The sequence below is a fragment of the Chitinophaga agri genome, assembly GCF_010093065.1.
GTDB classification, from domain to species: domain Bacteria; phylum Bacteroidota; class Bacteroidia; order Chitinophagales; family Chitinophagaceae; genus Chitinophaga; species Chitinophaga agri.
Window position 1 is genome coordinate 2290117 of sequence record NZ_CP048113.1, and the last position, 20151, is coordinate 2310267.

The window sequence follows — 20151 nt, forward strand, 5'->3', positions numbered from 1 at the left end:
CGCATCCGCATGTTTGGTAAAGTGGTAACCGCCTTCACCTGACGAGAAGGATTGAATTCATTATATAAAGGCTGCTGCAATGTCTTTCAGTGCGTGTTTGTTGGACACATAGGTAATATAACCGGCAGTCCGGAGGCTGGTCGGCCGAAACAACACAGTATAGGTACAACGGCGTGTACGATTCCTTTAATGCTCATTATTGGTCCCGCGACAGATTGGCTATAGGCTGCAGTCATGATGTCCAGAAGAAACGGCATCCCGGCATTACCTATATCCCGGAATGGGACAGCGTATCAGGTCGGTTACATATATTCTTCATCATGGTACCTGCAAGTGCTGATGTAACTTTTTTCAGGCGGAGAATTTTCTTTTAATGCCTAGTTTCTTCATGCGTGACAATAATGTGGAAGCATTGATATGTAGCAGGGCAGCGGCACCTCCGGGTCCATGGATCTTGTTATTACAGATGGATAATGCTTTTAGTATATGATCAATTTCATTTTGTGTGATGGTTTTGATGGTATCGGACATTGCAGGCGGATTATTATTCTGCAATGTCGAAAAAACAGGGCATTCTATCAGGTCCTCACTACCACTTAGCAACACACTACGTGCAATGATGTTTTCCAGTTCCCGGATATTACCCGGCCAGTGATAGTTCATCAACGTGTACAGGTAGCCAGGGGGAATATGACTGATCATCTTTTTCTCACGTGCACAGTAGCGGGAGAGGAAATAATTTGCCAGGGCAGGAATATCAGTGCGTCTTTCCCGAAGCGCGGGAAGGGTGATCGGAAAGACATTCAGGCGATAGAACAGGTCGATACGGAAGCGGCCGGCCAGTATCTCATTTTCAAGGTTACGGTTAGTAGCGGCAATGATCCGTACATCTGCACTAATACTTGTTTTTCCGCCGATGCGTTCAAATTCTTTCTCCTGTAATACCCTTAACAATTTAACCTGTAATTCGGGCGGCATCTCCCCTATTTCATCCAGAAAGAGTGTACTCCGCTGCGCCATCTCAAACTTGCCGATACGCCTTTCTATAGCGCCGGTAAAGCTGCCTCTCTCATGACCAAACAGCTCACTCTCGATCAGGTTAGCAGGTAATGCGCCACAGTTGACTTTGATCATTGGGCGATCCCGGCGTTCTGACTGACGGTGAATAGCCTCCGCAATAAGTTCCTTTCCTGTACCGGTCTCTCCGAGGAGCAGTACAGAACTCTGAGAAGACGCCACTTGTGCAACCAGTTTCATTACCTGGAGGATAGCGTCACTATCGCCGATAATATCATGTTTTAACGGAGAAGCCGACTTCCTGCCTGTCACAGGAGCCAGGCCCGTGTACCGGAGCTCCCTTACCAGATGGTCGTGTTGGGTGTTAGCATACTGCATGGTAATAATAGTTTGATGTGTAGCCTATGCAGTTCGATTTGTGTGCCAAAATGAGTGACAACATCATACAACTTTTATCCCTTGCTGAGCGTGCCTTTCAGGCGACCTCCCGCTATTCGCTCCAACAACTGCCTCTGAAAATTTCGGAGTATCGCGCATAAACGCCTCCGAAAATTCCGGAGATTCAGACACCGGTAGGTTTACCCTGGAGGATGTGCATCTTCTTGATACCCAGTTTTTCCATCCTGGATTCAAGCGTGGTTGGTTTTAATTTCAGGAGTTCGGCAGCACCACCGGTACCGCGGATGCGGCCGTTGGTCTTCCGGAGGATGGATAGGATATACTCTCTCTCTGTTGCCTGCTGCAGCTCCCTGATATGGTCCAGACTTTGGGATGACATATTTGCGGAGTGATCCGGGGAAGGCAGGACAGTGAGTTCCCTGAGGAGTGATCTGCCCCATTGTAACGGACTCCGGCCGTCATTCAGTACGAGAGCCTGTTCAATCAGGTTCTCCATTTCGCGGATGTTACCCGGCCAATGGTATTGCAGCATCTCTTCCAACGCTTCCGCTTTGATACCCAGAAAAGGTTTACCGGTTTTCCTGGCCATTTTCTGTCCGAAGAAACTGGCCAGCAGGGGAATATCTTCCGTGCGTTCACGTAAAGGCGGCAGAAGGATGGGAAAGACATTCAGCCGGTAGTAGAGGTCCAGACGGAATTTGCCGGCAGAGATCTCCCTTTCCAGGTTACGGTTAGTAGCCGCGATAATGCGTACATTGACCTGAATGGTCTGGTTGCCACCGATGCGTTCTATTTCCTTCTCCTGTAACACCCTGAGTAACTTAGCCTGCAGATCAATGGGTAGTTCCCCTATCTCATCGAGGAATATGGTACCACCCTGCGCCAGTTCAAACTTCCCGATACGCTTTTCCATGGCACCGGTAAAGGCGCCTTTCTCATGACCAAAGAGCTCACTTTCTATGAGGTTGGCAGGCAGCGTGGCACAGTTCATTTTAATGAGCAGTTTATCTTTGCGTAGCGACAGATTATGAATCGCCCTGGCCACCAGTTCCTTGCCGGTGCCACTTTCCCCCAATAGCAGCACGTTGGTATCCATCGGCGCCACCTGGCTGACCAGATCAAATACCTGCACCATTTTACAACTGGTCCCAATGATCTCTTCGAAGTTGGCTGAGGTCTTCACTTCTTCCTGGAGATAGATATTCTCCCGCTTCAGTTGTTCCGTCAGTTTCTCAATTTCTTCAAATGCCAGCAGGCGGTCCATTGCTAACTGGAGGGATGGCTGCAGACGCCTTAACAGCTCAAGATGATCGGCGGTATACGTATCGGAACGGCGGCTGTAGAAAGAGAACAGGAACATGCCTTTCCGGGTCATGGAAAGTGGTATTTCCAGGTGACTGTTCAATCCGAGTTTTTTTGAGAGCAGCCGTTTAACAGGTACACGTCTGCTGAGTGATTCAAAGTCTGCCTCATTGAATACTTCACCAGGCGATATAGTAGCCTCATCGGACAGGGCGCTTAACTCTTCCGACGTTGCGCCGATGAGATTTTTCAGATCGGGAAGCTGAATGGTTTGATAGTCATCAAAGCCGATACGGAAATAACTGCCGGCACGGAAGGCCTGTTCGCCGGGCTGGATCAGTCCAAACAATGCGTAGTCAAAAGGGATCACATCCTGTAAGCGGGTGGCCATCTGCCGGAGCCGTTCCGTCAATACAGCAGTTCCTGTGAGCATATTAGTCAGATCGACCTGCAGGGACTGTTCTCTTCTGAGCCGGGCTTCTACGCCATGCGCATGGCGGTATTGGGCAATTTCAAGGGTAGCAAGAATATCTTTCTTACGGAATGGCTTGACAAGAAAGCCGTACGGTTGTGTGACAGTAGCAGCTTCAAGCACCTGCTGGTTATCATTAGCAGAAAGATAGATAAAAGCGATGCCTTTTTCTGACAGCACGGCGGCGAGGTCGATACCACTCTTTTCTCCCTTCAGGAAAATATCCAGCAGGACAAACATGGGCTGGTGTAGCTCCAGCATGTCCAGCGCTTCCTGGTAAGAATCAGCGATACCACATACCTCAAAGCCGGCTTCCAGCAATAAAAGCCTGAGATTATTCGCGACAATAAACTCATCTTCCACTATCAATATTTGTTTCTTCATGCCTGTAGTGATTGCGTTCCTTCAAAGATAATTTTCAATGTAGTACCGTGGCCGTTCAGTAGTTCGAAATGCCCGTCGATCTGTTTGGCTAATCCACGCATGAGACTCATACCCAGTGACTGACTATTCCGCCAGTCGATGTCTTTGGGGAAGCCAATTCCGTTATCACTGATCTGCAGCAGGATATTACCGCTATCCGTCTTCTCCATATGGATATTGATCTCTCCTTCTTTCCCATTGATAAAGGCGTATTTGACAGCATTGGTAAATGCCTCGTTGATGATGAGACCTAAAGGCACTGCCTGCGTCACATCCAGATCTACAGGTACAACAGAAAGGTGCACGCTGACGCTGTCTTCTATACCAAAACTATCAGAGAGATAGTCGGTCAGTTCGCGGATATATGCAGGCATGGAGATCTTTGTATTCAGGCGGTTGCTCTGATATAGCTTCTTATGGATCAGGGAGATCGCTTCCACCCTGTGCTGGCTGTCATTGATAGCGTTGAGGGCCACTTCGTCTTTCAGGTAGATGCGCTGGGTATCGAGAAGGCTCATGACAACCTGGAGGTTATTCTTAACGCGGTGGTTGATCTCTTTTATCAGCCATTCTCTTTCAGTGAGGAGTTTGTCTTTTTCGGCAGTGATCTTTTTCTCGTCTTCTATATTCTGCGCGAGGATGATATTCTGCCGGTTAATTTCATCCTGCTTATCCTGTAATAGTCTGTTAGCGCGCCGTTTCACATAATAGCGGTTAAATGCCAGTAGTAACAGCAGTAATAACAGGCAGGAGGCCACCAGCATCACATTCCGGAGGACGACACCTTGCCGGATCGTTGCCTGTTGCAGCCGGGATTCTTTTGATAAACTGGCCAGTTCAGTATTCTTCTGTTCAGTTTCATATCGTACCAGCATTTCACCTAAATGTTTGTCTTTGATATCTGCCTGCAGCGCGTCTGACGCATCCTTATACAACCGATGTGCGTTCAGGGCCGCAAGGTAGTTGCCTTTTATCGAATCCAGCTTATAAAAGATCTCCCTGTTATCCATGATATACCGTCTGGCACTGATGTCTGCCGCCATTTTATACGCGCTGTCACCAAAGAGGGCCGCATCATTATACTTGCCAAGCTTGTAGGACAACTGGGCAGCTCTCGTCAGGAATAATGTTCTGTCAAGCGGGGTGTATGCCCATTCATCATTCTTACGTAACATCAGCGCCAGTGCTTTCTGCGCTTCTGCATATAATCCGGCGGAATAGTAGACATCGAGATAAACCAGCTGCAGGATACCCAGCCGTGCTACCTCTTCAGGGCGAAATGAAGCGAACCTCTTTTTGATGAGTGCAACTGCTTCGGATGCGTGTCCCCGCTCAAGCAGGCTTTCAGCCATACCTGATATGAGTGACACCTCTACGTTTCTCATCATTTCGACATTTCCTGGTTTCATTGATCCAAGGGCCTTCTCAAAATAATAATAAGACTTTTCATAACTGTACATCCAGCTATAGATGATGCCCAGGCGCTGATAGAAAGTAAAAAGCAGGGAAGTATCAGCTGTTTTAAGACAATTCTGCAATGAAAAGTTCGCGTACTCGAGTGCCTTTTTATAGTCACCCTTCATGTAGGAAGCATGCGCAAGCAGGTCCGTGGTATAATGTATCCTTGTATCTCCGAGTTGCCGCTGCAATGCCAGTACGGATCGCAGTTCATTGATACCCTGATCATATTTCCCCATGACCAGATGAATACTGGCGATCCCTTTCAGACAACGCATTTCCCGCTGACGGTCGCCTGCTTTTCTCAGATATATCAAAGCCGAATCGTACAACAATAGCCTTGCCTGCTTATCATCGGTCTCGGCACCCATTTCCGCTTTAAAGTAATACGCTGTGCCAAGGCCCTGTGTATCTTTTGCTGCACGAAATGCGGCGAATGCCTGGGGCATGAGTTCATTGCGTTTATCCCTGTTTCCCCTGTTGAAGTAGTAGTTGGCCTCCCACAGGAAACTGCCACCTATACCGCGACCGTTGTCGAGCTTTTGTGCCAGCTGACGACAGGACGCTGTATTCTGGAAAAAAGCAAGGGAATCTTCCGGGGTGTTACCGTTTAAGTCACATTTCAATAATAAAGGGGGCATGAGTGCCAGGCGCCGGCTTATCCTGCCGGTATCAGTAGTGGCAGCATCAAGCAGTTGCTTCAGACTGTCTATGCGTCTGTCAAGTGCCTGCTGGGCACGTAGCTGTCCGGAAACAAAGAACAACGACAAAAGCGTTGCCAGAAAGCATTGTAAAAGTTTAGTCCGCACGGTATAGTTTTTTGGGTATAGATTGATTAATGTCAGATCGTTCTCTAATATCATGCTGAAAGGCCGACGCGACTTGTCCCTCTATCGTCGTCATAGTATAACCGGATGCTGATCACCTCATTGAATTGCTACAACACAATTGCGTCACTAATAATGGTCTTTTCTAAAGATACGGTGAATTTGGAGAATTCATGGAGGACTCCGATAACTTCGGAGTTTCACCAAACAGCCGGGGGGAGTTATTCTTATCATGTCCGCATCAACAGTGGGATTGATCAGATAGTACTATATATGTCATGGATGGTATAGTAATTGTGCACCGGAAATGAACTTACACAAAGATTACCAAATCGGCCAACATGCATTCTCCGTTACAGCACATTACCGAAGTCTATAATGCTATGGAAACAGGAAACATAGGAAAACTGATCACCATACTATCCAACCCCATACATGTATACACTGCACACTGTATGGGAGGCAACTCGTTCGGAAGAGAAGGTATACTAAGGCAGATCTCCACATTCTACAGACCTGGCGCCGGTATCAGTAAGACAGTAGCACATCTCATTGAAAAGGGGCATATGGTCATCGCCCTGGGCACTATCTGTATAAGCAGCAGCGGCCAGACCATTGAGACCATGCCCTTCGCCGATGTATGGAGCTTTGACGAAGAGAAGATCAGCGGGGTGGTATGCTATTACAGAGATGCGGAGCAGCTATGTACGCACCTGTCGAAAGTATAGGACACCCGTCCCGGATTGAATGTGTATCTTTCAATAGTAACAACCCACCCTAACAATTAAGTTCCTGTTTTGAAAAATGATCCGGTTCAGACTATACTTCCTGACGTTGCTGACTTTACTATCCACACAAGTGTCTTTCGGACAACGAAGTTCCTGGCATGGCATCACCCGTGCACTGCATTACCGGCCAGAAGGGGCCGACTTTGTAAAAGTACAGGGTACGCGGCGTTTCAACCGTGCATTGTATGGCACCAATACCGCTTTTAGGGCCGAAGCAGGCGATCTTCCTGAATTTGCATTATACATGCCCGGAATGGGTGGAAACCTGAAATTCGGGCTTATTGATGGCCAGCAGAGTAAATGGCTGACGGCTGCTCAACAGATCAGCACCCGTTACCGGCCGGGGGCAATGGAGTATACTATAAAGGATACGCTACTGGGAGATGGTATACTGCACCTGACAGTCATGGCCCTTGCTGACGGCGAAGGGATCATAGTACGCACTTTCTTCAAAGGCAGCAGAAAAGATATCCGGCTGGTCTGTACCTTCGGTGGTGCCACCGGCAGGAAGTTCTCCCGTGACGGTGACATTGGGGCCGATCCGGAGTCTTCATTCTATCTGCAACCAGCCTATTGCGCAGATAACATATATAGCATTCACCATCATACCTTCCGTCTGACATATGCAAAAGGCGCAAAAGCGCTGATGGGCATCTTCCCGTCTGCGGCCACGTTGACCACCCGGAACGCACAGCAACAGGAAACACCCGGCAGCCTGTCTGCCACAACCGCGGGTAGCCAACCGGTACTGATGGCCATTCATCCGCTGACACCGGGGGAAAAACTGTTCTTCGTGATACAGCGCCCTGACTCCCTCTCTCCGGTAGATTACAAGTCCCTGCCCGATCGCTTCATTCAGGCAGCTGCAGCCAGGGAGGCATTGGCCGGACGCGTAAAAGTCAACACACCTGATCCCTATATCAATACGCTCGGCGGCGCCCTGGCAGTCGCAGCTGATGGCATCTGGGAACAACCCACCTATCTGCATGGCGCTGTCGCCTGGCGAATGCGCTTAAATGCCTGGAGAGGTGCCTATGTTGCCGATCCGCTGGGATGGCCGGAACGTGCGGCGCTACATTTCAGGAGTTATGTAAGATCGCAGGTACTGGAGCCGGAGACAGCTCCTGTTGTCATGGATACACTGCTACATCTCGCGCGACACCAGGAAAAGATGGGAAACGCACTTTTCAGTAGTGGTTATATTTCCCGTAATCCTAATGATAATACCAGACCACATCACTATGACATGAACCTGGTGTTTTTCGATCAGCTGCTGACGCATTTTCACTATACCGGCGACAGGAACTTCCTGCGGGAAATGTGGCCTGCCATCAAAAGACACCTCGCATGGGAAAAGCGGAACTTTGATAAAGATGGCGATGGCCTGTACGATGCCTATGCCGCGATCTGGGCAAGTGATGCCCTGCAATACAGCGGAGGCGGCGTCACACATAGCTCTGCCTATAACTACCGGGCGAACAAACTAGCCGCGCAACTGGCAAAATTACTGGGAGAAGATGGCACCGCGTATGAACAGGAATCCCGGAAGATAGTACAGGCTATCAATCAGCAATTATGGCTTCCACAATACGGATGGTACGCAGAGTATAAAGACCTGTACGGATCACAACTCCTGCATACCTCACCAGGACTATGGAGCATCTACCATGCGATAGACGCAGATGTACCGGATGCATTCAGGGCGTATCAGGCATTACGGTATATTGACAATGAGATACCCCATATACCTGTTATAGCTGACGGATTACCCCATCGGGATCTCTATACCTTATCGACCACCAACTGGCAGCCCTACGACTGGTCACTGAACAACGTAGCACTGGCAGAAGTGCTGCATACCGCCCTTGCCTACTGGCAGGGAGGAAGACCGGAAGAAGCCTATAAAATCTGGGAAAGCATCCTGATTGAAACAATGTACCTGAGTGCAAGTCCGGGAGGATTTGAGCAACTATCTTTTTATGATGCGATGCGGGGAGAATTATACAGAGACTTTGCTGATCCGATAGGGATGGCAGCCCGGTCGCTGACAGAGGGACTTTTCGGTATCAGGCCGGATGCACTGCATGATACGCTGACAATAAAACCCGGATTGCCCGCTGCCTGGAAATTTGCAGCATTACAACTGCCTCATATCAGTTTTGATTTTAAGCGGAAAGGAAATACAGATACGTACATATTGCAACCTTCCTTCGGCAAACAAATGCATTTGCGATTCCAGTTGCCCGCCTATAGAGATGCAATTAAAAGCATCACCATCAATGGACGTAAAGCTGCCTGGCAACAAAGTGGAGAGTCCGTAGGACTGCCCTGGATTGAGATCGCAGCCGGGAAATATCCGCGGTATGAGGTACGTATTGAATGGGAAGGAGTGGCGCCCGATACAGTACGAGAGATGATACAGCTACCTGGTCAGCCATTACAGCCAACGTTTCACAACGCCCGGCTGCTTGCCATGAAAGACCCACAGGGTACAGTTGTTCCTGATAATGGTTACCGGTATCATCATTCCGCATATAAAACTGTGTTCTGTAAGGTACGTCAGGGTATGCTGACATGGTGGTTGCCTGTACATGTAACACTGAAGGCGCATGTACAGATCATCGCTGCACACGAACAGTATACACCAGGATTAGTATTACAGTTAAAAAATAACGGAGCGCCTGTGAAAGGTACGCTGATGATGAACAAGGGGGCCACGGCCTACACAGAGGTGGTTACTCTCGATACAGGCCTGAGTAAACCGATCTATATCCCTGCAGCGCATGTAGCATCGGGCAGTAATCTGGTAAGATTTGAATATGCCGGTGGCAGTTCTCAGCAAATGATTGTCAACTGGACAGGGAAGATCACACCTGCCACGGTGTATGAGAAAGTGGACCTGACGCCCTATTTTAACGATACTGTTACGCATATTTTCCGCAATCAGTATCTGCATCCGCGACCAGAAGGTCCTACCTTACAGCTGCCCTGGCAGGGAATAGGCAACTGGTGTTATCCGCTCACAGATGCAGTCATTGATGATACGGGACTGCGGGTAGTGGCGGGTAGCCGGCATGCGCTCTTCCTACCCAATGGCATTGCGTTGCAAACACCAGGGGTACCAGCGAAGAACATCGCATTTACCTCCCTATGGGACAATTATCCGGATTCATTGCGTATTCCGCTAACGGGTAAAGCCGCACATGCATATCTGCTGATGGCTGGCAGTACCAATCCAATGCAGACACGCATGGATAATGGGGAGGTGTTATTTTACTACGAGGACGGTACGATGGACAGACTGCCGTTACGCAATCCGGAGACATGGTGGCCTATAGAGCAGGACTATTTTACTGATGACGCAGCATTCTATACCAGCGCACCAAAGCCATACAGACTGTATTTCAGATCAGGGGCCATCAGCAGAACATTTAACCAGTTCACTCAGATCAAAGGTTTCTCCAATTATGCAGTTGAGGGAGGCGCCGGTACCATACTGGATATACCGCTTGATCCGCAGAAAGCACTCAGGGAGATCCGGCTAAAAACACTGACAAATGATGTAGTGATCGGGCTGATGTCCGTAACGCTTGTGAGATGATTCGTATTGCCTAAAAGCGTCGCCTGCATCAGCAGATACAGGCGACGCTTTTAGGCTGGCACCTGGTGGCGTGCATTTACAATACCATACCACCCGCCACCTCGATACGCTGTCCATTCACCCAACGGTTACTTTCGGATAAGAGGGACGCGATCATTGGCCCGATATCTTCCGGAACACCGGGACGGCCGAGGGCAGTCATACTGGACACCATTTTATTCACTTCCGGGTTATCTCTTACAATGCCACCACTGAAATCAGTTTGTATAGCGCCCGGTGCTACTGTATTCACCGTAATTCTGCGCGGACCGAACTCCTTCGCCATATAGCGTGTCAGTACTTCTATTGCTCCTTTAAGAGAAGCATAAGGACCGCTTTCCGGTACACTGACACGGGTAAGGCCGGAAGAGATGTTCACTATTCTACCACCGTCATTGATAACAGGCAGTAATTTTTGTGTGAGGAAGAACACCCCTTTGAAGTTGACATTGAAGAGCAGGTCCAGTTCTTCTTCTGTTGTCTTCTCAATGGAATTGTGGTGAGAGATACCCGCATTATTGACCAGAAAATCTATCTTCTCCGCGCCTAATGCAGTGAGTGCAGTCTGTACCTCTTTGACAAACTGATCAAACGTGGCGAGTTTACCAGTATCGAGTTGTAACGCAACGGCTTTCGCACCTGTTGCAGCTACCAATGCCACCACTTCATCTGCTTTATCTTTACTTCCATTGTATGTAAAAATGGAATGTACACCGTCTTTTGCGAGACTGAGTACTGTATTGCGGCCAAGTCCCCGGCTGCCTCCTGTTACCAGTGCGATCTTTTGTGTGCTCATCTGTTGTTCGTTTTATGCTGATGTAATTTGTTACAGCAAAATTACATCCCGGAAGCAGGGCGTTGTTTGCGTAGATCAATCCATCATTTGTTAATTTCAATCCATTCTGTGGTGAGGTACGGGGCGCTTCTTTCTTCTTATCCTCCATTGCCGGAAGTATGGATTAAGCGTATACCCCGGACCATTTATTACTTTCAAAAAAAGTCTAATAAAAATTTTGCTGCATAATAAAATACTCCTAGCTTTGCCACCATGAAAACAATCACATTATATAGTTTATCCTTGTCGTCAAGCAGTTCATCGGCTTGCCGGGTAGACGTATAGTGTTATCATATAACAATATTTAAACGCCTCCTGGTCATTCCAAGAGGCGTTTTTCTTTTGCCCCTGTGTTTAGTTAACCGGTTTCACAAGGGCAGTCTCCAGGATTGATAAGCGTTTCAGCGACATGCTACGTGATACGCATCACGCAGTCAGGCTACTTATTTTCTTAACTACGTGTATTCATTACAGGTACAGTATTCATATGCGCATACCTCACCTGTATCCTTGTAATGCAGTATTTGCTAACCGGTTTTTTATATCATAAAAAAATGACTTCTTCTGTGATGGAAATGGCATACATGAGGGCTTTAAAAGCCCGTGCTTGCAGCATGCGGGTTCGAGTCCCGCCAGAAGGACAAAGATGAACGTAAAGTACAGTACTGTGCCAGTGAAGGAAATAGCAGGATCCCTAACGGGATTGCAGGTGAAAAACCTGCTACGTTCATGCTTTCCGGAGGATAGGCAAATGTTGGTTTGTTGCGGCATCCTGCTAAGATGTTCCGGTGAATAACCGGCGACGGTTCGATTCCGTTGTCCTCCGCTTTGATGGAAGATTGCCAGAGTGGTAATGGCCCAGTTTTGAAAACTGAGCGCGGTACTATCCGACAAAGGTTCGATCCCTTTATCTTCCGCGCGTGTAGGGTAAGCAACACATCTGTTGCGACCTGTTTAACCCCGGCCCCGGACATTGCTCCGGGGCTTTATTATTGCTATGCGTCCGGTAATTTCGCTGTCCCGATTGTCTCACTCACGGACCATCCTGTCCGGTTCACGGACCTCGTGCTTGTTTGCAGGCACCTTTACGGAATATCTTTACATCATCAATCATAACAACAACATTCACACAAAAACATACACATGAAAAAGCATTTCATACTTACAATAACCCTGGTTGCCGGCCTTGCCGCATTACTGATATCCGGACGGGCCAGCGCGCAGCAGGCAGCAGTTAAACGTACGGATCTGCAGCGGCATGACCTGAGTACACCAGGCAAAGAAACGGTGCAGGCACGTATTGACTTTGCCCCTGGCGCAGCATTTGGTAAACACAAGCATCCGGGAGAAGAGATCATTTATGTGATAGAAGGCGCTCTTGAATATGAGGTTGAGGGCAAGGCTCCAGTGGTACTGAAAGCCGGAGATGTATTATTCATTCCTGCGGGAACCATACATGCTGCCAGAAACGTTGGCAACTATAATGGAGCAGAACTGGCTACCTATGTAGTTGAGAAAGGAAAACCATTAGTAGTGATGGATACTACAGCAGTATCCGGTAAACGTCCCTGAGCCGTTGTCAGGCTGTTGCCCTGGTGTGTTCAATGATAATGAGGCAGCAGCCTGGTATTAACCGTGCATGCAATTGTACGCAGCCGCCTCCGCGCGGGTTTTATAATTCAGTAAAGAATAGGCAGGTGAAAAAAGTGTAGAACAGGGGACCTTATATAAACAGGGATGCCGCATTACGGCTGTCAAATCTTATACAGGTTAGGCTAAAATAATGTAGCTTAGATCACGCTTATCAAATAGCACCTGACCCGATACCTGTTAAATATATGCGCCATCAGTTCCCTACGATGCGATATGCAGTGGCGGTTTATGTTGCTTTTAGCGCGCACTTCATATGAAAAAATATCTTCTGTTTATACTCATTACAGCGCTGGGGGCACATTGCACCCACCCGGAAAACGTGCCCGGACAATCGGCAAGCGCGAGCGCCACGATCTCAGATACAATACAGGTTGCTGACCTTAATACTAATAGTATTTCAGGAACGAACACTTCCAGTAAGATCAGAGATACGGGCATTCTTATCAATGACACGATCCCGATCGCACTGGGGATATTTACAAAAGACGCTGCGGAAAGTAATATTGATAACAACGACCCGCTGGCCATTGAAATAAAGAAATGGAGACTGGACACCACTCAGATCAAAAGTATACTCAAAGGCTTTAAACCAGTGAACGGCCCTGATATTCATTATCGTTACCTTACTTTTTACCCTCAGATGAGCGGAGAGGTAACGATCAACGGGAAAGTCTACCGGATGAATATCAATGCTGGTTCCTACTTCTTCCTGACAAATAAGGATACCTCCTATTTATTCGGAGATGAAACAAAGCGATTCAGAAAGCTCTTTCTGACCGGAGCAGATGAGGAGCGCTATGACAATTGAGTAACTGGCATCAAATTATTATTGACAGACTGGCAGAATCAGTACTAATCAGGCCGCAAACTGCTAAATTGGCCGTCCATATTTCCCTGGCATAAATGATGCTGCTAATACTAATAAAACGAAGATTATGTCAAATCAAACTGCAATATTAGCCGGTGGATGTTTTTGGGGAGTTGAAGAACTCATCCGTGCAGTCCCTGGTGTGATCAAAACCAGGGTTGGATATACCGGGGGGGAAGTGCCTAATGCCACCTATCGCAACCATGGTTCCCATGCTGAAGGTATCAAAATTGAGTTTGACCCGAATCAGCTGTCTTATCGCCAGCTGCTCGAGTTCTTCTTTCAGATCCATGACCCTACCACACTGAACAGGCAGGGAAATGATATAGGTACTTCCTACCGCTCGGCTATCTTCTACCTGAACGATGAACAGAAAGACACTGCAACAGCGCTCATCAGTGAACTGAATGCAGCTCATATATATGGCAAACCGATCGTTACCCAGGTAGTACCTGCAGCCGAATTCTGGGATGCAGAAGAAGAGCACCAGGACTATCTGCAGAAACATCCTTTCGGATATACCTGTCACTTTATCCGTCCGGAATGGCAGTTAAAGACCAGTGACGCAAAATAATCAAATAATATGACCGCCTGGCGGATCACTTTCTTATCAAGGCAGCCTGTTCATACAGGCTGCTTTTTTTTATTCGCAGCACCTACCCTGACTCACTGATACACATCTTCCGGCAGCAGCACCACAGCACTCACTGCAACGTTCTGAAATTACTTTCCGCTGTGCACAACGGCTTGCTATTTTGGAAAACAATATTCTTTCCTTCGTATAGCTGATCAAATTACTTTTGTTCTAACGTCAACCTATATACATGCTTATCGTCGGAACCATGAGCGCACCACTCTCATTAACAGCAACGGAAACCTGTTACGGTGACTAAACTGTATATCAATTAACAATAGCATCAGTCATCTGTTCAGCAGACATTTTTCTAACTATAAAAACCCCTTCTTTTATGAAAATGAAGACCTATCTGGCACTGTTGGGCATTGTTTTGTCCACCCTGTTCTTTACCTATTCCTGTTCTGAAAAAGCACAGGACCTGCCCCGCAAACATTCCGGCGTGGAAACATTCACTGAACGCGATGCTAATCCGCAATGGCAGGCCATTCAGTACTACAACAGGATCAACGAATCATTTGGCTTATCCGGCGACAAAGACAACAGCGCAGCAATCGCCAGCCTGCCTGACTACTATGGCGGTGCATTCATCAATGAGCAGAACAAGCTGGTGGTGTATGTAACCGGAGATCTCGCTACTGCCAGCGAGAAAATCGCGACCATTACCGGCAGTAAAGAAGTGATCGTTCGTGCCGCGAAATACTCTTATAAAGAGCTGACCGGTATTATGAACAATCTGAACAGGATTAAACAACAGGAAGCAGGCAGAGTAGCTATTTCCGACTTTACTACCTGGTACCTGTCAGATGCAGAGAACAAAATAGTGGTAGAACTGGAAAACTTCAGTGATGACAAGATCAAAGCATTTAGAAGCAATATCCTGCATTCAGCCGCTATTGAATTCAGGAGATCAAACGGCAGGATCAAGCTGGAAGCGACACTGGATCCCGGATGTAAGGCAGCGGTGAACAGCACCGGTACCAGCTACGGCTCCTTCAGCTTCAGAGCAAGACGTACCTCGGACTCTAAGAAAGGAGTGGTAACAGCAGGACACGTCGTATCTGTTGGTGATGCGCTGTATTACAGCGGTACGGTGATCGGTAACTGTTCCCAGTCTAACAATTCCGGTTCAGTGGATGCTGCCTTCGTTCCTGTGAACGACACCACCAACTATACCCCCAGCAATACACTGTGCGGCACGGCTACCATACTATCTGTTTCTACCAGCCTACCGGGAACAGGTACACTGGTGAACCTGAGGGGCGCCACCACGGGCACATCTTCCGGCAATATCATCAGCACCAATGCCAGCACAACCAACGCCTCTGGTGTTGTCTTTACGAACCTGACCAGCGCAGACTATACCAGTGACGCCGGCGATAGTGGTGGCATCATTTATACATACGTAAGTGCAACCAACACCCGCTTTACTGTTGGAATACATAAAGGCGCGAATGCCACCACCAAATTTTTCACCAAAGCAGGCCTGGCATTATCCACCTTAGGAGTTGCCCGATACTAGGCAAATAGTGTTGAAAGGATATTTTTCGTAATATAGTCGTCAAATTACCTGCTTATGCGTATTTCACTGTATTACTTAATTGTCCCTGCGTTCATCCTTGGTAGTTGCGGTACTGGTACTAATTCCGGCTCCAATGTGCCGGCTGACAGCACCTCCGCAGACACCATTAATCATGCTGCTATGCAAACACCTGCTCCCTCTAACACACCCGGCATCTCCGACAGTATTACCATGACGGTAACGCCTGTAACTTTTAAAGCCGGGAAAGTCGGGAAAGCTAAACTGACCATTACCAACAATGCTGCACAGGAGATCTCCTTCGGTGATCCCTACAAAGTAGAGTTCAACAATGGCGGTAACTGGGATAAAGTCACCATGTTTGACAGCGTGATGTTCACGGCTATGATGCATTCCGTAGCGCCAGGCAAGTCCCAGGACTTCAATATTGATCTGCAGCCAATGCCGCATGATTATCAACCCGGCGACTATCGCATATTGAAAGGTGCTCAGGCGGGTGATCAACCGGTGCAGCTGACTGCTACATTTTCCGTAGGAAAATAACCTGTGTGAAATGTATAAAACGAAAGAGCCGGCAGACGATGATCTGCCGGCTCTTTCGTTCTTATAATGATGACTGAAAATAGTCTCCTGTCATACCAGTATCCTGTCTGCCGCAGGCGTCTCTCCCGCCGCAAATGCTGCGATACTACTCAATGTGGTATCTGCTATCTGCGCCAGCGCCTCATTTGTTAAGAAAGCCTGGTGACCGGTAACGAGCACGTTCGGAAAACTCATCAGCCGTTGTATCATATCATCTTCGATAATAGCGCCGGAAAGATCATGGAAGAACAGTTTTTCTTCCTGCTCATAGACGTCTATGCCTAAATAGGCAATTTTACCCGTTTTAAGCGCCTCAATGGCATCTTTGGTATTGATCAGTCCACCGCGACTTGTATTGATGATAGTGACGCCCTTTTTCATCATTCCGAGGGTATTTTCACTGATCAGGTACCGGTTGTCGGGTGTCAACGGACAATGCAAAGACAGGATATCGGCCTGCTGCAAGACTGTTTCAAAGGGAGCATAGGTCACACCCAGTTGTGCAAGTCCCTCATCCGGATAGAGGTCGTAGGCCAGGACCTTACAGCCAAAACCCAGCATGATCCGGGCGAAGGCACGACCGATCTTACCAGTGCCGATCACGCCAACCGTTTTACCGTAGAGGTTAAACCCCAGCAGACCGTTGAGTGAAAAGTTCTGTTCCCTGACACGGTTGTAGGCCTTGTGCGTTTTTCTGTTAAGGGTTAAGAGCATGGCAACTGCATGTTCGGCCACAGCTTCGGGGGAATAGGCGGGAACGCGGCATACGCGGATACCCTGTTGCCGGGCTGTGTCGAGGTGTACATTATTGAACCCCGCACAGCGCAGGGCAATGACCTTTACGCCTTTGGCTGCGAGGGCTTCGATAACTTCAGGGGTCAGGCGGTCGTTGACAAAAACACAGACAGCAAAAGTGTTCTCATCAACGGCGTTGACGATGTGAGGCCCAAGATGCGTATCAAGGTATTCCAGTTCGAGATTATGATGGGTGTTATGATGATTGAAGAATTGTTTTTCGTAAGGTTTGGCAGAGAAGAAGAGTGTCTTCATGAGATCGGGTTTGAGTGTGCGGTATAAAGGTAAGGAGAATTTGAGCTTCCCCGTGTGATTGTTGTCATGAGTTGGGGATGATAGCTGTCATAGGAGTTGTAGGTTATGCTCCATAAAGGTAACGGTATCCGGAACGCTCATCCGCTCTAATGATCTCAGGTGAGCGACTATACCGCCCCGGCAGGTGTTCTGGTTAGGCTGGAATTTGTTTTCCGGACGATGTCATATAGTATCCGGTTAAACTGCGGATAGTGATTGTAATGGATGCAGGGGAACAGATAATGGGCTGTATGATTGCTGAAGCCCCAGGGATGAAATTAGCTGTTGCAATAAATGAATGATGCTTATCGTCCTATTGATACACCGTATCGATCTTAAAACTCAGATAGAGCTGAACGCCTGTATTCCCATCAATACGCAGATCGCCGTCCAGCTGTGCACTCAATACATCGATCAGTTCAAAACCGAGTGACCGGCGGGATTTCAGATCAAAGTCTGGCGGCAGACCTACACCATTATCTTTCACAGCAAAAAACAGTTGATCATCTTCTATGACCAAACTCACTTCAACGAGCCCGCGCCGGGTATCCGGAAATGCATATTTAAAGACATTTGTCACGGCTTCATTCAATATCAGTCCAAGCGGAATAGCAACGCCTACATCCAGCTCCACATCCTCTACATTGAGATTAAAGCGAACACGTTCACCGGAGCTGAAACTGTCTCTCAGATAATCCAGGACCTCATAAATGTATGTTTTAATATTAACGAGTCCCTGTTCCTCTGTCTGGTATAACTTCTGATGTATAAGCGATATTGATTTTAGTCGGTGCTGACTGTCGTTGATAGCGCGGATAGCGTCCTCGTTACTCAGATATTTGCTTTGAGAGTTGAGCAGGCTCATTGTCAGCTGCAGATTATTCTTTACCCGGTGATGTATCTCTTTTATCAGGAATTCCTTCTCATACAGCAGTTTGTTCTTTTCTCCGAGTGCTCTTTCGAGAGAATTATTAGCATCACGTATTTCGGTCTGCTGATGCTGGAGCAGCTTATTTGTTTTGATCTTGCTCCAGTATCTGTTCAGTAATAATCCCAGCAGTAACGCCAGCACTATACAACCAGCCATGATCACGTTTCTGACCAGTGTCGCTTTTTCAAGTGTTTTCTCCTGAAGCGCACCTTGTTTTCTTAACAGCTGATTATCTTTTTCCTTACTGGCCACATCAAACTTTGCCTGCATCTCCTCCGCCTGTTTTACTTTTTCCAAAGTAAAAGCGGAGTCGGTGAGTTCGTTATAACGTTGAAGGTGCCGGAGGGCGGACAGCATATTCCCATTGGCAGAATCCAGTCTGGATTGCAGCAGGCTGATGTCCCGGGTCGTTTTCAGGTTCCAGTGTCTGGGAACATGTGTCACCATGCGGTCAAGGTAGACAGCTGCCTTCTTAAATTGCTGACGATCGAAGTAGAACTGGGTGATCTTGGCGAGGTTCCGGTTTATATCTGTTCCGTCATCCAGTTCGTCTACATATTGCATATAGTAAGATTCCGCACGGGGATAGTCTTTTAATGCCAGGTAACAGTCAGCGATCGAGAATGAAAGGTCTATCTTTTCATTTTTACTTATCGGTGGTCTTTTCTCTTTCACCAATAGTAAATACTTTAACGCTTCGTCAACTTTATGGTCTTTGAGCAGTTGATCTGTCAGTTCACTAAGTATATGATAAGTTAATGCAGCAGCGGGATTATGGAGCTGAAGAAGTAATGACTGTTTTAAATAATACTGGCTTTTGGCGTAATCGTTAGCACCCTGATAAGCGGTAGCAAGTCGCCAGTACAGAAAACCGAGCATATTATAGTCACCCGCCTTTTCCGCGCTCTCTATAGCCGCCATCGCATATTGCTGTGCCTTGGCAAAATCTCCTTTCCAGTGTGTTACAGCCGACAGCAGATCATACGTATAATAGATCCTTTCATACTTCAGTTCCTTGTATATAGACAGGGCTACATTGAGTTCCTGTTCGGACTGTTCGTATTTTCCCTGATTCAGGTGTACATCTCCAATTTCTTTGAGGGTTTCCGCTTCCTTCAGGCGGTTCTTCAGGGATTTGTACAAGGCCATTGCGTTTTCCAGGTAAGTCAATCTGGCCGTATTGTCCCCGTCATTCTTAGACATTTCTATCCAGAGAGTGGCTTCCTGTTCTTTATTGCCTGTCTCTTTACAAAATGTAATTCCACTCAGAAAAGCCGCCCTCGCCTTTTCGGGAGAGCCGTTGTGGTAATGGAGGCTCCCCCAGCTCATGGCCATGTCCGGCTTCAGTTCACCCAGCTTTCGCTGCACAATGATCTTTTCTGCCTCGCTGAAATATTTTGTGGCACTGTCAATATCTTCTTTGACGCTCCCGGGTTTATCCTCCCAGTGTTGTCCCAGTGTGATAAAGATCTTTGCTTTTATAGCATCCTGAGGATGCGTATAAAGCAGGCGTTGCAACTCGGACATCGGCAAGGCGTAAAAGTCCGCGACAGTCATGCGGCTCACATCCTGCGCCACACTTGACAAATTAGCAAGCAGGAACAGGATGACCATCCGGAAAACGGTCATAATTATCTTGTGATGCATGTGATGTAAAAGTTTATTAGTCCCCGACCCTACGCTGTTAATAGCT

At 47.7% G+C, this 20151-nt stretch carries 13 protein-coding genes and 3 tRNA genes; 10 read left to right on the forward strand and 6 right to left on the reverse strand.

Annotated elements, in window-relative coordinates; translation table 11 throughout:
- Window positions 1–351: 351 nt before the first annotated feature.
- From GWR21_RS08780 to GWR21_RS08790, 3 genes are all read right to left on the reverse strand, one after another.
- The gene (locus GWR21_RS08780) at window positions 352–1395 is read right to left on the reverse strand and encodes a sigma-54 interaction domain-containing protein (protein WP_162331375.1); all 1044 of its coding nucleotides are present in this window, start codon (window positions 1393–1395) and stop codon (window positions 352–354) included.
- Window positions 1396–1579: 184 nt separating this feature from the next.
- Window positions 1580–3574, reverse strand: coding sequence for a sigma 54-interacting transcriptional regulator (locus tag GWR21_RS08785; protein ID WP_162331376.1), 1995 nt, complete (start codon window positions 3572–3574; stop codon window positions 1580–1582).
- Entirely contained in the window at window positions 3571–5880 is a 2310-nt protein-coding gene (locus GWR21_RS08790; protein WP_162331377.1) for a sensor histidine kinase, read from the reverse strand. The genes GWR21_RS08785 and GWR21_RS08790 overlap by 4 nt, the downstream gene beginning before the upstream one ends.
- A 359-nt stretch (window positions 5881–6239) precedes the next feature.
- Between GWR21_RS08790 and GWR21_RS08795 the strand changes: the two genes are divergently transcribed.
- Entirely contained in the window at window positions 6240–6626 is a 387-nt protein-coding gene (locus tag GWR21_RS08795; RefSeq protein WP_162331378.1) for a nuclear transport factor 2 family protein, read from the forward strand.
- Window positions 6627–6702: 76 nt separating this feature from the next.
- Window positions 6703–10287 (forward strand): DUF4450 domain-containing protein, encoded by a 3585-nt coding sequence (locus tag GWR21_RS08800; protein WP_162331379.1) that lies wholly within the window; start codon window positions 6703–6705, stop codon window positions 10285–10287.
- 76 nt (window positions 10288–10363) lie between these two features.
- On the opposite strand, the gene GWR21_RS08805 is transcribed toward GWR21_RS08800, so the two are convergent.
- A complete protein-coding gene (locus GWR21_RS08805; RefSeq protein ID WP_162331380.1) occupies window positions 10364–11122 on the reverse strand; it encodes an SDR family NAD(P)-dependent oxidoreductase in 759 nt (252 codons plus the stop codon).
- Window positions 11123–11721: 599 nt separating this feature from the next.
- On the opposite strand from GWR21_RS08805, the gene GWR21_RS08810 reads away from it, so the two are divergent.
- The 8 genes from GWR21_RS08810 to GWR21_RS08845 all read left to right on the forward strand — a co-directional run bounded on the left by GWR21_RS08810 (window position 11722) and on the right by GWR21_RS08845 (window position 16399).
- Window positions 11722–11802: transfer RNA gene (locus GWR21_RS08810), tRNA-Leu, on the forward strand.
- 97 nt (window positions 11803–11899) lie between these two features.
- Window positions 11900–11987, forward strand: a tRNA-Ser gene (locus tag GWR21_RS08815).
- Window positions 11988–11994: 7 nt separating this feature from the next.
- Window positions 11995–12078, forward strand: a tRNA-Ser gene (locus GWR21_RS08820).
- A 226-nt stretch (window positions 12079–12304) separates the two neighbouring features.
- Window positions 12305–12733 (forward strand): cupin domain-containing protein, encoded by a 429-nt coding sequence (locus GWR21_RS08825; protein WP_162331381.1) that lies wholly within the window; start codon window positions 12305–12307, stop codon window positions 12731–12733.
- A 334-nt stretch (window positions 12734–13067) separates the two neighbouring features.
- Window positions 13068–13622 (forward strand): hypothetical protein, encoded by a 555-nt coding sequence (locus GWR21_RS08830; RefSeq protein WP_162331382.1) that lies wholly within the window; start codon window positions 13068–13070, stop codon window positions 13620–13622.
- A gap of 127 nt (window positions 13623–13749) precedes the next feature.
- Entirely contained in the window at window positions 13750–14256 is a 507-nt protein-coding gene (msrA, locus tag GWR21_RS08835; RefSeq protein ID WP_162331383.1) for a peptide-methionine (S)-S-oxide reductase MsrA, read from the forward strand.
- Between the two features lie 394 nt (window positions 14257–14650).
- Complete coding sequence (locus GWR21_RS08840) at window positions 14651–15838, forward strand: chymotrypsin family serine protease (RefSeq protein ID WP_162331384.1); 1188 nt, start codon at window positions 14651–14653, stop codon at window positions 15836–15838.
- Window positions 15839–15892: 54 nt separating this feature from the next.
- On the forward strand, window positions 15893–16399 hold the full coding sequence (locus GWR21_RS08845) for an immunoglobulin-like domain-containing protein (protein ID WP_162331385.1): 507 nt from the start codon (window positions 15893–15895) through the stop codon (window positions 16397–16399).
- Between the two features lie 90 nt (window positions 16400–16489).
- Here GWR21_RS08845 and GWR21_RS08850 read toward each other — a convergent pair whose 3' ends face one another.
- Together GWR21_RS08850 and GWR21_RS08855 are read right to left on the reverse strand one after the other, a co-directional pair.
- Window positions 16490–17488 carry a 2-hydroxyacid dehydrogenase gene (locus GWR21_RS08850; RefSeq protein ID WP_162331386.1) on the reverse strand — a complete coding sequence of 333 codons (999 nt, stop codon included), beginning with the start codon at window positions 17486–17488 and terminating at the stop codon, window positions 16490–16492.
- 352 nt (window positions 17489–17840) lie between these two features.
- Window positions 17841–20105, reverse strand: coding sequence for a tetratricopeptide repeat-containing sensor histidine kinase (locus GWR21_RS08855; RefSeq protein WP_162331387.1), 2265 nt, complete (start codon window positions 20103–20105; stop codon window positions 17841–17843).
- Between the last annotated feature and the right edge of the window lie 46 nt (window positions 20106–20151).

Coding starts and splice junctions, on each gene's coding strand:
- GWR21_RS08830 (WP_162331382.1), top strand. CDS start 13,068: ATGAAAAAATATCTTCTGTTTATACTCATTACAGCGCTGGGGGCACAT.
- GWR21_RS08805 (WP_162331380.1), bottom strand. CDS start 11,122: ATGAGCACACAAAAGATCGCACTGGTAACAGGAGGCAGCCGGGGACTT.
- GWR21_RS08845 (WP_162331385.1), top strand. CDS start 15,893: ATGCGTATTTCACTGTATTACTTAATTGTCCCTGCGTTCATCCTTGGT.
- GWR21_RS08795 (WP_162331378.1), top strand. CDS start 6,240: ATGCATTCTCCGTTACAGCACATTACCGAAGTCTATAATGCTATGGAA.
- GWR21_RS08850 (WP_162331386.1), bottom strand. CDS start 17,488: ATGAAGACACTCTTCTTCTCTGCCAAACCTTACGAAAAACAATTCTTC.
- GWR21_RS08840 (WP_162331384.1), top strand. CDS start 14,651: ATGAAAATGAAGACCTATCTGGCACTGTTGGGCATTGTTTTGTCCACC.
- GWR21_RS08800 (WP_162331379.1), top strand. CDS start 6,703: ATGATCCGGTTCAGACTATACTTCCTGACGTTGCTGACTTTACTATCC.
- GWR21_RS08785 (WP_162331376.1), bottom strand. CDS start 3,574: ATGAAGAAACAAATATTGATAGTGGAAGATGAGTTTATTGTCGCGAAT.
- GWR21_RS08780 (WP_162331375.1), bottom strand. CDS start 1,395: ATGCAGTATGCTAACACCCAACACGACCATCTGGTAAGGGAGCTCCGG.
- msrA (WP_162331383.1), top strand. CDS start 13,750: ATGTCAAATCAAACTGCAATATTAGCCGGTGGATGTTTTTGGGGAGTT.
- GWR21_RS08825 (WP_162331381.1), top strand. CDS start 12,305: ATGAAAAAGCATTTCATACTTACAATAACCCTGGTTGCCGGCCTTGCC.
- GWR21_RS08855 (WP_162331387.1), bottom strand. CDS start 20,105: ATGCATCACAAGATAATTATGACCGTTTTCCGGATGGTCATCCTGTTC.